This is a genomic window from Marinobacter nitratireducens (assembly GCF_000708045.1).
GTDB lineage: Bacteria > Pseudomonadota > Gammaproteobacteria > Pseudomonadales > Oleiphilaceae > Marinobacter > Marinobacter nitratireducens.
The window spans coordinates 284,868-297,737 of sequence record NZ_ANIE01000003.1; the positions used below are offsets into that span (position 1 = coordinate 284,868).

Sequence of the window (12,870 nt, forward strand, 5' to 3'; positions counted from 1 at the left end):
TGAAGAACGGAGTGTAAGACAATGAAGGGCATAGGAATGATGCCTCGGCACGGGCGCAAGCCGATGTCCGAGATCAACGTTGTCCCATACATCGACGTGATGCTGGTATTGCTCGTGATCTTTATGGTGACAGCTCCCATGCTGACTCAGGGAGTAAAAGTCGATCTGCCGGAAACCACGTCGGATCCGATTCAGTCTGATAAGGATGTGGAGTCGATTATCGTATCTGTAGACACCAATGGGGCTTATTACGTCGAGATCGGTGATCAGGGAAGTGACCCGATGTCGCTGGCGGATCTTCGGGAGCAGATCTCCAAAATCCTGTCCCAGAGGGCCAACAGTGAAGTCCTGGTTCGTGGTGACGAACATGTGGAGTACGGCACGGTGGTTCGTTTGATGGCTGAGCTTCAGGGTGCTGGAGCCAGTAGCATTGGCCTTATCACTGAAGCGCCCGAGAACGACAAGTGACATTGGTGCAGGCGGGATTGTTGTGATAGGTCACGAGCGGGAACAAGACAGTACCGGAGTGCCGCCCTGGAAATCACCTGTGGCCATGTCGGTGGCGCTGCATGTATTGATTCTTGTGGTGGCGTTGGCGGGTTGGTCCTGGTCGGATCCGGACCATGAGGTTCCACCGCGCAGTATCTCTGCCAGATTGATTGCCCCGCAGCCAGAGCCCAGCCCGGTTGTGGACACTAAGGATCAGCCTGATCGAGATGCCCAGCGTCGTGAGGAAGAGCGCAAGCGCCAGCTTGAGGAGCAAAAGCGCGAGGAGCAGGCGAAAAAGGCGGCTGAAGAGAAGGCGCGGGCTGAACAAAAACGCAAAGCGGAAGAGCAGGAGCGAAAGCGGCAGGAAGCGCTTGCGCGTGAGCGTCAGGAAGAAAAGGCAAAGGCGGAAAAAGCAGCGAAGCAGAAGGCTGAAGCCGAAGCGAGGGAACGGGAGCGTCTGAAAGCGGAAAAAGAAAGAAAACGGCAGGAAGCAGAAAAGCGCAAAGCTGAAGAAGAGCGTCGAAAGCGCGAGGAAGCGGAGCGCAAACGCAAGGAGGAAGAGGCGCGCAAAGCCGCAGAGCAAAAGCGCCTGGAGGCAGAGCGAAGGCTGAAAGAGCGGCAGCTGGAAGCACTGGCCGAAGAGGCGCGCAAGGCTGAAGCCGCGGAAGCCCGGAAGCAGGCTCAGGCAGCGGCTGCTCGTGCCAGAGAAGCGCAGATGCTGACTGAAAGCGAAAAGTATCAGGCTCTGATCCGGGAGAGGCTGAGCCAGGCCTGGTATCCGCCGTCTTCGGCGACAGAAGAAATGACGGCCCGCTTGCAGATCACGCTTTTACCGACGGGCGAACTTGCCGGGGTAAAGCTTGTAAACAGCAGTGGCAATACGGCGTTCGATAATTCCGCGTTAAGTGCGGTGCGCTCGCTGGCTCGTTATCCCATACCGGATGAGCGTGATACCTTCGAGCGATATTTCCGGCAGTTTACGATCGAATTCAACCCTCGCCGGCTGAAATAAGGAATGGATGGCAACATGAGACAGCGGATTCACACGACGTGGTCTATCAGAATACTCTCGAGCATCACTCTGCTTTTGATCATCTCGGCGAATGCAAATGCGGAATTGCTCATACGCATCACGGAAGGGGCCGATTCCGCGCTTCCGATTGCCGTTGTGCCGTTTGCTGAAAACGGACAAATCCCACCCGGCGACAAGCTAAGCAATGTGGTGCAGAGTGACCTGACCATGAGCGGCGAGTTCAGAGCATTGCCGCCGTCGAAGATGCTCAGCCTTCCTTCCAAAAGAGAGGAAGTTTTTTTCCGGGACTGGCGGATGCTTGGCCAGCGCTATGTGCTGGTTGGCGAACTCACGCGGAGTGCGGACAAAATCAACGCGCGCTACGAACTGTTCGATGTGAACCGGGAAGAGCGCATTCTGGGTGAGCGGGCTGCCGCCTCAGTGAATAATCTCAGATCCCTGGCTCATCACATCAGCGATAAGGTCTACGAGGCGATCACCGGTGTTCCAGGAGCATTTTCAACGAAGCTGGCTTATGTGACGCTGGATTCCTTTAATGGCAAGCCGCGGTATCGACTTCAGGTCAGCGATGTAGACGGCAAGCGCTCCCGGATCCGTCTGGAGAGTGAGGAGCCTATTCTGTCTCCGGCCTGGTCGCCGGATGGAAAGCGCTTGGCCTATGTGTCGTTCGAGACGGGCAAGCCGGTGATTTTTGTTCACGAGCTGTCGAGCGGTAATCGCACCAAGGTGGCCGATTTCCCCGGGTTGAATTCCGCGCCGGCCTGGTCTGATGACGGGCGTTCCCTGCTGATGACCCTGTCCAAGGACGGTAACGCCGAGATCTATCGGATGGACCTTCAAAGTCGGCAACTGACCAAGCTGACTAATCATTGGGCCATCGATACCGAGCCGAGCTGGGATCACAACGGTAGGGGAGTGTTTTTCACCTCCGACCGGTCCGGCGGCCCGCAGATCTACCATATGGAAAAACCGGGCGCAGAGCCCCGGCGTATCACGTTCGGCAGTCGCTACAATGCTCGCCCGCGTCCGGACAGCGAGGGAAAATACGTCTATTACGTTCATCAGCGCGAGGGTTCGTTCCACATCGCGAGAACCAACCTGAAAACCGGGGAGGAGACAATCCTTACCAGAACTCAATCTGACGAGTCCCCGAGTGTCTCGCCTAATGGGCGCATGCTTATTTATGCAACCAAACAAGGGACGGACAGCGTGCTTACGGTGATTTCTGCTGACGGTGGCGCGGCATATAGTTTGCCCGCTTCCGAAGGCGATGTTCGTGAGCCGGCGTGGGGGCCATTGATACGTTGATTGCGGGCCTTGGTCCGTGGTCTTGTAAACTGTAAATAACACCAAGCAACTGAAAGGAAAAAACTATGACATTCTCGGCACAAACCAAGGCATTTGCTCTCCTTCTGTCCGTTGGCCTGTTCGCAGGCTGTAGCTCGACTGGCGAGACCATGGAAGACGGCTCCTATGGTTCTGACGTTGCCGCTATCGACCAGGATGGTGGATCCACTGTTTACGGTGGCGACGATCAGGGCGGCATCTCTTCTTCCACACTGACCGAGGAAGAGCGCATGGCAGCAGAGCAGCAGGCAGCGCAGGAAGCCCTTCGTGATATCACCACGTTCTACTTCGATTTCGATACCGCCGAAATCAAGCAGGAAGCGCGCGATGTGCTGGTTGCCCATGCTCAGTTCCTGGCCGCCAATCCTGGCCAGAACGTGCGACTCGAAGGTCATGCCGATGAACGCGGCACCAAGGAATACAACCTGGCTCTGGGTGAGCGTCGTGCCAACGCTGTTCAGCGTTTCCTGATTGTTAACGGCGCTTCCCGTGGTCAGATCGAAACCGTAAGCTACGGTGAGGAAAAGCCGGCGGTCATGGGCTCCAATGAAAGTTCCTGGGCTCAGAACCGTCGTGTTGAGCTTGTCTTCGATTAAACCTAAGACCAATCGGGTATCTCCATGAGAAAACGCCTCATGGCGACAGTGATTTTCCCGCTTGCCCTCGGGCAGGCGGGAGCGGCACTGGCGCAATCATCGACTCCTGCATTCCAGAGCAGTGCCTCTGAAGCGCAGCGTAAGGCCAACAGCAGCCAGGCTACTGCCGAACTCTTCTATATGATTCAGCAGCTTCAGGGCGACGTCAGGCGTCTCCAGGGGCAGGTCGAAGAGCAGCGGCACCTGATCAACAAACTGCAGGAGCAGGGCAGAGATCGCTACATTGATCTCGATCAGCGTATTCTGGACCTCTCTGAGAAGGTCTCTGAGAAAGCCGAAGCGCCCCAGTCAGCCAGTGCAGGTTCCTCCGGACCGGCGATGGAAACGAAAGAATACCGGCAGCCGGATTCAGAGGAGCGCAAGCGGTACGAGCAGATTCAGGACCTGATCCGGAACCAGAAGAAATACGATGAGGCGATTGGGCGTATCTATGAGTTCATCGATACTTACCCGGAAGGCGATCTCACCGTGAACGCCTATTACTGGCTCGGTGAGGTGTACTTGGTGAAGCCGCAACTTGAACAAGCCAAGCAGGCGTTTACCATTGTTGCCACTCGTTACCCGGACCACCGGAAAGCGCCTGATGCCGTTTACAAGCTCGGTATCACCCTTGACCGGATGGGGGAGAAGGATGAAGCCCGTCGGCGCATGGAACAGGTGCTGAGCAGCTACCCCGAGAGCAGTTCAGCCAAGCTGGCGGAGAAGTATCTGTCTGCGGAAAATGGCTGAGCCGGGGGTGAAGCAAAAATGTTGAGAAACCTTAAAAAAAGGGGTTGATCAACGGAAAAAAATCATTACTATATGCGCCTCGTTTGGGTCGTTAGCTCAGTTGGTAGAGCAGTTGGCTTTTAACCAATTGGTCGAAGGTTCGAATCCTTCACGACCCACCAAACACGATCTGTTGAAGTTATCTGAGTGACTTCAGCGGAGGTCAGGAAAGTTTCTGGCCAGCGGTCATGGGTCGTTAGCTCAGTTGGTAGAGCAGTTGGCTTTTAACCAATTGGTCGAAGGTTCGAATCCTTCACGACCCACCAAATAACCGGAATCCTGGGTTCCGGCGAAAAAAAGAGCCTTCGGGCTCTTTTTTTTTGCCTGTACGATCTTACCTAGTCAGTAAGGGCTGCCAATACCTCACCACCACGCTGTTACAGAGGTATGTCAGAACCATGAAAAAGGGTATTGAAGTGATATACTCCCCGGGTAAACGCAACACAGAGACGCAGTAATGACGCAAGCAGAAGACCGTATCCTCGTTCAGGAACATCTGGCCCATGCGGCGGAGCCCAAGCCGCTGAGTGCCGAGGAAAAAGCAGAGCTTGAGGCTCGAATCAAGGCAGAGCTGAAAGCCCGCGATGCTGTGCTGGTTGCTCATTACTATACGGATCCGGATCTCCAGCGTCTGGCGGAGGAAACCGGTGGTTGTGTTGCGGACTCGCTGGAGATGGCTCGTTTCGGAAATCAGCATCCGGCATCCACGGTGGTGGTGGCAGGCGTGCGTTTTATGGGAGAGACGGCAAAAATCCTTAACCCGGAAAAGAAGGTGCTGATGCCGACTCTGGAGGCGACCTGCTCGCTTGATGTGGGGTGTCCGGCCGATGAGTTTTCGGATTTTTGCGACCAGCATCCCGATCGCACCGTGGTGGTCTACGCCAACACATCAGCAGCGGTGAAAGCTCGGGCAGACTGGGTTGTTACCTCAAGTTGTGCGCAGTCCATCGTTGAGCACCTCGACAGCCAGGGGCAGAAGATTCTATGGGCGCCGGACAAACACCTTGGTCATTATGTTCAGAAAACCACCGGCGCTGATGTTCTGCTGTGGGATGGCTCCTGCATCGTCCATGAGGAGTTCAAGTATCGTGGGCTGGAGGATTTGAAGGCGTTGTACCCTGATGCCGCTGTTCTGGTTCACCCGGAATCACCGGACGCCGTTGTGGAAATGGCTGATGTGGTGGGCTCCACGTCCCAGCTTATCCACGCTGTGCAGACCTTGCCGAACGAGCAGTTCATTGTTGCGACTGACAACGGCATCTTCTACAAAATGCAGCAGCTGGCGCCAAACAAGACGTTGATTGAGGCGCCTACTGCCGGAAACGGCGCCACCTGCCGTAGTTGTGCTCACTGCCCATGGATGGCAATGAATGGCCTTGAAAACCTTCTGCACGTATTGGAAACCGGTGACCAGGAGGTGCTGGTTGATGACGAGTTGCGCGAGGATGCGCTCCGGCCATTGCGTCGTATGCTGGACTTTACGGCCAACATGAACTTGCAGGCCGCAGGAAACGCCTAGTCTTTCATTGCCCAGGCTGCATGCGCCGGGACAATTCCGCAAGCCGCTCGGTGACCACCTGTCTTTCGGTGGAGCCGGCCGGCAGCTTCTCCTGAGCCTGGCGTAGTTGACGTTGGGCGGATTCCAGGTCTCCCATCAGCGCATAGTATTCGGCGCGTGCGCGATGTACGCCGACGATATTGCGCGCCATTCCCTCCGCCTCCGCCAGGCGCAGCCAGAGGTGCTCCTGATCCGGCAATCTCCGGGTTAGCTGATGAAGGTATTCCGCCGCAGCCTGGCCATTACCGCTTTGCAGTTCTGTCTTCGCCAGTGTCAGAGTGATCGGATAGTTGTCCGGGTTTCTTGAAAGGGCCTGGGTCAATAGCTCCCGTGCGTTGCTGATCTGGTCTTGCGCCAACATGGCCTCAGCCAGCGTGACCTGAAGGGTGATCCTGCCTGGGTTGCGATCGAGCAAATCACGCAGAGTTGCTTCGGCTTCATTCGCTTGTTGATTCTCTAGATAAGCGACAGCCAGCCCGTAGCGTATGGCGTCGTTCGGCTTGCTGTCCGGGTGGTCCAGGTAGGCCTTGAACGTATTGACGGCCACTTCCGGGGACTTGGCGTAGTGGACCTGTAATCGGCTGCGGATAAGGTGGTATTCCTGGCCGTCGCGGATATCCGCATGGGGATACTGTTCCGCCCGATTTCGTGTATCAGAAACCCTGCTTTGCGTGAGGGGGTGTGTTGAAAGGTACTCAGGCAAACGATTTCCCTGCAGGCGGTTTTGACGCATCATGACCTCAAACATCTCTGGCATGCCGCGGGGGTCAAGGCCGGCGGATGCAAGAATATCCAGCCCGACCCGGTCTGCTTCCTGTTCATGGGCGCGACTGTAGGCCAGCATATTCTGCACTGCCATTGCCTGGGTGCCTGCAATGGCCGCGATGCCGATGTCGGACTGGGTCACTGCCGAGAGTACAATTCCGGCAATCATGCCGGCGAGGGTCAGGGGCGCGCTGGTCTCCTGCTGCTCGAGCCGGCGGGCAAAATGGCGCTGGCTCAAATGTGCCAGTTCGTGTGCGAGTACCGAGGCAAATTGCTGTTCGGTCGCCGCATTCAGGAACAGGCCGCCGTTAACGCCAACCACACCACCTGGAACTGCGAAGGCGTTGATCGCAGGATCGTCAATCAGAATCAGGGTGAGATCTCGATTTTCCAGTGGTGCTGATGGGACCAGTCGATAGGTGATTGCGCTGAGGTAGTCGTACACCAGAGGATCCGTGATCCTTGGGGTAGAGCGCCGAATCGTTGTTAGTACCTGTTGGCCAATCTCGGTTTCCTGCTGGTCCGAAATAAGTCCGCCTCCGGCACCACCGATGGTGGGGAGTCGGTTTTCCTGGGGGTAAGCTGGCGTGGCGGACAGGGCCAGCGCAATGCTGAGAGCCGTGGCTTTTACCAGTGCTCGGGGGCGTTCTGTCAGAAGTCTTGCGGGGGTCATGCGAATTGAATGGCCTTTGAATCGGATCGCCTGTGTGACAACAGCTTACGATAAAACGTTCCGGGCTTTCGATTAAAAAGTATTGTGATGCAATACATTAACACTGCCGGCATAATGCCGGCTTGCTTCATTTTTATTGTATTACAAGCAGGGTGCCCCTTCTCCATGGCTGATCGTACTCTTGATGCATCCGGACTCCGTTGCCCGATGCCACTTCTGAAAACAAAGCTGGAACTCAATGCGATGTCTCCTGGCGAGGACCTTGAGGTGATCGCCACCGACGCCGGCTCAGCCCGGGATATTCCGGCATTCCTGAATCTGTCCAGCCATACGCTGGTAGAGAGTACGGAAGCCAATGGTGAGTACCGGTTTGTGATAAAGTGCGGCGGCTAACCATACGGAGACATTCATGCTCAGAACACTACGCGGCCTTGCGCACAAGTATTTCTCAGATGAAGAAGCGGTCATCCTGTTTCTGCTTCTGGTTGCCGGTACTGCGTTCATTATCTGGTTTGGTGCCATGCTGGCACCGGTCATTGCATCCCTGATCGTAGCCTTCATCCTCCAGGGACTTGTGACCAAGCTGAATCGTATGGGGGTGCCGGAACTGGTCTCCATACTGGGGGTCTTCACGGTGTTTCTGGGCGTCATGGTCGGCGTTATTTTTGGGCTACTGCCATTAATCTGGACCCAGGTCAGCAAGTTGGCTGGCGAGACGCCCAGAATCGTTCGGGAGATGCAGTCTTACCTTGAGCTCCTTCCCGAGCAGTATCCTCAGTTGGTGTCGGCTGACGCGGTGAACACCATTTACCAGCAGGTGTCCACAGAGGTAGGACACATGACCCAGTTGCTGGTGTCCTTTTCCCTGTCCAGTATTCCTGATCTGGTGGCCTTGCTGATATATGTGGTGCTGGTGCCGATTCTTGTGTTCTTCTTCCTGAAGGATCGGGAAGTGCTGCTGAACTCGATTGCCAGGCTATTGCCGCCCCAGCGCCCCATGATGTTGAGAATATGGCATGAAGTGAATCTCCAGTGCGCGAATTATGTTCGGGGCAAGGCGCTTGAAATTGTCATCGTTGGCGGCGCTACCTACATCGCTTTCAAGTTCCTCGGGATGCCATACGCTGCGTTACTGTCGCTTCTGGTGGGTTTAAGTGTAGTCATTCCCTACATTGGTGCCGCGGTTGTCACTATCCCCGTCGCGATGATTGGCCTGTTTGCGTTTGGCTGGGGCACTCACTTTATCTGGGTGATGGTTGTTTACGGTGTCATTCAGGCACTGGACGGTAATGTGCTGGTGCCGGTGTTGTTTTCCGAGGTCAACAACCTGCATCCGGTGGCGATCATTGTTGCGGTGCTCTTCTTTGGAGGAATCTGGGGGCTTTGGGGGGTGTTCTTTGCCATCCCGCTGGCCACCATGCTGAAAGCCGTGTTCGCCGCGTGGCCGGTCGAGTACTCGGTACCCGAACCAGCCGAGGATGAAGCGAAAGCTTGATCAGAGGGCTTTTACGGCGTCGAGTACCTCATCGGCGTGGCCTTTGACCCGGACGCCCCGCCATTCCTGGCGTAGCACGCCTTCGGCATCAATCAGGAACGTGCTGCGCTCGATGCCAAGATGTTCCTTGCCGTAGAGCTTTTTCAGCTTGATGACATCGAACAGCTTGCACAGTGTCTCGTCTTTGTCGGAGATGAGGTGAAAAGGAAACTCGTGTTTAGCCCGGAAGTTCTCGTGGGCCTTCAGTCCATCCCGAGACACGCCGAAGATTTCCGTATCCAACTCGGCAAAGGATTGCATACGGTCACGGAAGTCCTGGCCCTCGGTGGTGCAGCCCGGGGTGTTGTCTTTGGGGTAAAAGTAGATCACAACATTTTTGCCGCGCAGATCGGCGAGGCGAACAACCTGATCACCGGTGGCTGGGGCCTCGAAATCGGGTACAGATTTGTTCAGTACAACGGATGACATGAGTTCTCCTTGAATTCCCTTGTGTCAGTTCGTGCCCAACATTACCATATCGGTTTTATTCGGACGGAGCTTTTATGATTACGGGTAGCCTTGTCGCACTGGTCACGCCCATGCACGCCAATGGAGATATCCACTGGCAGGAGCTGGACAAGCTGGTCGACTTTCACATCGAAAACGGTACGCATGGCATTGTTGCCGTAGGTACTACCGGCGAATCCGCGACCCTGGACCCTGAGGAGCATATCCAGGCGATAGGGCACATCATAAAACGTGTGGACGGCCGAATTCCTGTCATCGCCGGCACCGGTGGTAACAGCACCCGGGAAGCCATTGAGCTGACAAGCGAAGCTCACAAGCTTGGCGCCGATGCTTGCCTGCTGGTTGTGCCGTACTACAACAAGCCGACCCAGGAAGGTCTCTATCAGCACTTCAAGGCCATTGCCGAAGCCGTACCCGGAATGAAGCAGATGCTCTATAACGTGCCTGGTCGTACCTCCTGCGACATGCTCAATGAGACGGTGCTGAGACTCGCGGATATTCCGAACATCGTTGCAATCAAGGACGCGACCGGAAATATTCCCCGCGGCGCAGAGCTGATCGAGGCGCTTGAGGGACGTCTGGCGGTATACTCCGGAGACGACGCCACGGCTGCCGAGCTGATGCTTGCCGGAGCCAAGGGCAATGTCTCTGTCACCGCCAACGTGGCACCGAAGTCTATGGCACAGCTATGCGAAGCGGCTGTTGCAGGAAACAAGGAAGAGACTGAGCGTCTGAATGAGCTTCTAAGCCCGCTGAATCGCAAGCTTTTTCTCGAGGCAAATCCAATTCCAGTGAAGTGGGCCCTGCATCGCATGGGGATGATCAGCGAGGGTATCCGCCTGCCGCTGACACCGTTGAGTGAAAAGTTCCACGCGGAAGTGGAAGATGCTCTCAAGGCCTCAGGTGTACTCTGAGTTTGCTGAAATCGTCTATTACCCGGAGTAACACGATGTCGGTTCTTCAAAGAACCCGTAAGCCATTGTTTTCTGGACTTTTAGTGTGCGCAACTGGACTGCTGGTATTGACCGCAGTCTCCGGTTGCAGCCTGCTCGATGACCGCTCTGAACGATACGTCGATGCCCGGGAAGGTCAGCCTCTGGCGCTTCCCGAGAAGGCTGATTCATCCCGCTTTGGTCAGGTGATGCCCATCAGGGATATCACCGTGGCTGATGCCAGCAAGATGTACCCATCGGATATTCCCCGTCCTCCTGATATGACCTCCGGCATTCTGGATGAAAACTACGTCATTGAGGAGCTGGATGGGCGTGCCTGGTTGTTGGTGAATGATGTACCTGGCCGTCTCTGGCCCGCCGTTACGGCCTATATGACGGACCGCGGCCTTGGCGTGAGTCAGGAGAATCCCCAGATTGGCCTGCTGCAAAGCGAACTGCTGAATTTCAGCAAGCGCGCCCGCGAGTTGGCAGAGTTGCCCTCCGATCCCGGAGCTGAGGAAGCGCGGGTCGTACTCCAGCTCAAAATGGCACCGGGCGTTCGGCGAAAAACCACCGAGATTCAACTCCGCAAGCTGGAAGTGGCCGGTAACGGTGGTGAATTGGTTCCCTGGAGCGGGAGTGTTGCCCCCAGCCCGGAAGCGTTATCCCTGCAGAAGCGTATCCTGGCGGACCTGGGTGAGTTCCTGAAGAGCCGAGAGGAAAGCAAGTCATTCTCCCGCGCGGCGTCGGGGATGGAGAGTGCGCCACTGGTGCGCCTGGTATCTGATGGCGACGATGCTCGCGCGATATCAATGTCTCTCGATTTTGGCCGTTCCTGGGCCGAGGTCAGCAGGGCGTTGTCAGAGGCCGATATTCCTGTCGTCGATCTTAACCGGAGCGCCGGCTGGTTCTACGTTGACTTCCGGACGGCTGATGAGCGTGAACCCGGCTGGTTCGACTGGTTCAGCGACAAAGAGAAGCCCCGGCACACCCACACTCTTAATCTGGTTGAAGGTGATGGCACCATCGAAATCACCGCACAGCGCCAAGACGGCTACGAAGGCGATCAAACCGCCCCGGATTTGCTGACACAACTGTTTGACTACCTATACTGATTCAGTGAGGGCTGGTTAGGCGGCCCCACGTCGGAGACCTCTAATGGAAAAGCGCGAAGAACTTTACGCTGGTAAAGCCAAATCCGTATTCAAGACCGATGATCCGGATCGGTTTGTCCTTGTTTTTCGAGACGACACCTCGGCATTTGATGGTGAAAAGAAGGAGCAACTGAATCGCAAAGGTATGGTGAACAACAAGTTCAACGCCTTTGTGATGGAAAAGCTCGAAGCAGCGGGTGTGCCAACCCACTTCGAGGGGTTGCTTTCGTCCACGGAATCGCTTGTCAAGAAGCTCGATATGATTCCGGTGGAATGCGTCGTGCGTAACATTTCTGCAGGCAGCCTTTGCCGTCGTCTTGGTGTTGAGGAAGGGCAGGAGCTTAACCCGCCCACTTATGAACTGTTTCTCAAGGACGACGCCCTGCACGATCCGATGGTCAATGAATCTCTCGCGGTCAGCTTCGGCTGGGCGACCGCTGACGAGCTTGCCCGCATGAAAGAGCTGACCTACAAGGTAAACGATGTCCTCAAGACGCTGTTTGATGACGCGGGCATGCTGCTTGTGGACTACAAGCTCGAGTTCGGGCGTAGCGGCGGTGACATCGTACTGGGTGATGAGTTCAGTCCGGATGGCTGTCGTATTTGGGATAAGGAAACCCGCAAGAAAATGGATAAGGATCGTTTCCGCCAGGGGCTGGGTAGCGTTATTGAAACCTACGAAGAGGTAGGTGCCCGTCTGGGAATCGAATTCGACTGAGTTTGAAATACAACAAGTATAAGGGTGTGTTATGCGTAAACTGATGATAGCCGTAGGCAGTTCCATGGTTCTGGCTACGCCTCTGGCGCAAGCGGATGTTGTTGGCCTGGGCGCCAGCGTCAATTACTGGGATTCTGAGTTGTCCGGAAAGGTTCAGGACAATGGTGATGTTGTCGATGTCGAAAACCAGCTCAACCTGGACAGCGACACCAACGCTAACGCATCCCTCTACGTTGAGCATCCGATTCCGGTTTTGCCCAACGTCAGGCTGAGCTACACCCTGGTAGAACAGAGTGGGCGAGGGCAGCTCACAGCAGACTTTGGTGGCGTTAGTTTTGGTGGGGCTGATGTTCAGTCCGATCTTGATCTCGAGCAACTGGATCTGACGCTTTATTACGAAGTTCTCGACAACTGGGTGAATCTGGATCTGGGTCTCACCGCGCGGGATCTCGATGCCGAGCTTATCGTTCAGGAAGTAAACGGCACACTGACCAACAAGACTTCCATTGATGGTGTAGTGCCCATGGGGTATATCGCTGCACGTTTTGATCTGCCTCTTACAGGTGTCTCGGTTGGTGGTGAGGGCAATGTCATCAGTTTTGATGGTGATTCGCTCCATGATTTCAATGTGTACGGCCAGTATGAAATTTCGCTGCTACAGCTCAGGCTCGGCTATCGCCAGATGTCAGTGGATTATGACGACGGCGACGACCAGTTGGATATTGAAATCGACGGGCCTTTTGTTAGCGCCGGTCTTGCGTTTTAAGGAGAGAAA

The 12,870-nt window shown here is 55.6% G+C and carries 14 protein-coding genes and 2 tRNA genes; 14 read left to right on the forward strand and 2 right to left on the reverse strand.

Annotated features, from left to right (window positions below; genetic code table 11):
• Positions 1-21: 21 nt before the first annotated feature.
• The 8 genes from tolR to nadA all read left to right on the forward strand — a co-directional run bounded on the left by tolR (position 22) and on the right by nadA (position 5,812).
• Positions 22-468: a protein TolR gene (gene tolR / locus D777_RS03190; RefSeq protein ID WP_036128673.1), complete on the forward strand. Its 447-nt coding sequence runs from the start codon at positions 22-24 to the stop codon at positions 466-468.
• 79 nt (positions 469-547) lie between these two features.
• Positions 548-1,501: a cell envelope integrity protein TolA gene (gene tolA, locus D777_RS03195; RefSeq protein WP_036128675.1), complete on the forward strand. Its 954-nt coding sequence runs from the start codon at positions 548-550 to the stop codon at positions 1,499-1,501.
• A 15-nt stretch (positions 1,502-1,516) separates the two neighbouring features.
• Positions 1,517-2,830: a Tol-Pal system beta propeller repeat protein TolB gene (tolB, locus tag D777_RS03200; RefSeq protein WP_036128676.1), complete on the forward strand. Its 1,314-nt coding sequence runs from the start codon at positions 1,517-1,519 to the stop codon at positions 2,828-2,830.
• A 65-nt stretch (positions 2,831-2,895) separates the two neighbouring features.
• Positions 2,896-3,465: a peptidoglycan-associated lipoprotein Pal gene (pal, locus tag D777_RS03205; protein ID WP_036128677.1), complete on the forward strand. Its 570-nt coding sequence runs from the start codon at positions 2,896-2,898 to the stop codon at positions 3,463-3,465.
• A 24-nt stretch (positions 3,466-3,489) separates the two neighbouring features.
• The gene (gene ybgF / locus D777_RS03210; RefSeq protein WP_036128678.1) at positions 3,490-4,254 is read left to right on the forward strand and encodes a tol-pal system protein YbgF; all 765 of its coding nucleotides are present in this window, start codon (positions 3,490-3,492) and stop codon (positions 4,252-4,254) included.
• A gap of 85 nt (positions 4,255-4,339) precedes the next feature.
• Positions 4,340-4,415: transfer RNA gene (locus tag D777_RS03215), tRNA-Lys, on the forward strand.
• Between the two features lie 68 nt (positions 4,416-4,483).
• A tRNA-Lys gene (locus D777_RS03220) sits at positions 4,484-4,559 on the forward strand.
• 191 nt (positions 4,560-4,750) lie between these two features.
• Positions 4,751-5,812 (forward strand): quinolinate synthase NadA, encoded by a 1,062-nt coding sequence (gene nadA / locus D777_RS03225; RefSeq protein WP_036128679.1) that lies wholly within the window; start codon positions 4,751-4,753, stop codon positions 5,810-5,812.
• Between the two features lie 4 nt (positions 5,813-5,816).
• On the opposite strand, the gene D777_RS03230 is transcribed toward nadA, so the two are convergent.
• Entirely contained in the window at positions 5,817-7,289 is a 1,473-nt protein-coding gene (locus D777_RS03230; RefSeq protein ID WP_036128681.1) for a M48 family metalloprotease, read from the reverse strand.
• 165 nt (positions 7,290-7,454) lie between these two features.
• On the opposite strand from D777_RS03230, the gene D777_RS03235 reads away from it, so the two are divergent.
• Together D777_RS03235 and D777_RS03240 are read left to right on the forward strand one after the other, a co-directional pair.
• A complete protein-coding gene (locus D777_RS03235) occupies positions 7,455-7,682 on the forward strand; it encodes a sulfurtransferase TusA family protein (protein ID WP_036128683.1) in 228 nt (75 codons plus the stop codon).
• 16 nt (positions 7,683-7,698) lie between these two features.
• Positions 7,699-8,784, forward strand: a complete 1,086-nt coding sequence (locus tag D777_RS03240) for an AI-2E family transporter (protein ID WP_036128685.1) — start codon at positions 7,699-7,701, stop codon at positions 8,782-8,784.
• On the opposite strand, the gene D777_RS03245 is transcribed toward D777_RS03240, so the two are convergent.
• Positions 8,785-9,252, reverse strand: coding sequence for a peroxiredoxin (locus D777_RS03245; protein ID WP_036128687.1), 468 nt, complete (start codon positions 9,250-9,252; stop codon positions 8,785-8,787).
• A 74-nt stretch (positions 9,253-9,326) separates the two neighbouring features.
• Between D777_RS03245 and dapA the strand changes: the two genes are divergently transcribed.
• The 4 genes from dapA to D777_RS03265 all read left to right on the forward strand — a co-directional run bounded on the left by dapA (position 9,327) and on the right by D777_RS03265 (position 12,861).
• Positions 9,327-10,205 (forward strand): 4-hydroxy-tetrahydrodipicolinate synthase, encoded by an 879-nt coding sequence (gene dapA, locus D777_RS03250; RefSeq protein ID WP_036128689.1) that lies wholly within the window; start codon positions 9,327-9,329, stop codon positions 10,203-10,205.
• A 107-nt stretch (positions 10,206-10,312) separates the two neighbouring features.
• On the forward strand, positions 10,313-11,338 hold the full coding sequence (bamC, locus tag D777_RS03255; protein ID WP_227501651.1) for an outer membrane protein assembly factor BamC: 1,026 nt from the start codon (positions 10,313-10,315) through the stop codon (positions 11,336-11,338).
• A gap of 43 nt (positions 11,339-11,381) precedes the next feature.
• A complete protein-coding gene (gene purC, locus D777_RS03260) occupies positions 11,382-12,095 on the forward strand; it encodes a phosphoribosylaminoimidazolesuccinocarboxamide synthase (protein ID WP_036128693.1) in 714 nt (237 codons plus the stop codon).
• Positions 12,096-12,126: 31 nt separating this feature from the next.
• Positions 12,127-12,861, forward strand: coding sequence for a TIGR04219 family outer membrane beta-barrel protein (locus tag D777_RS03265; protein WP_036128695.1), 735 nt, complete (start codon positions 12,127-12,129; stop codon positions 12,859-12,861).
• Positions 12,862-12,870: the final 9 nt, after the last annotated feature.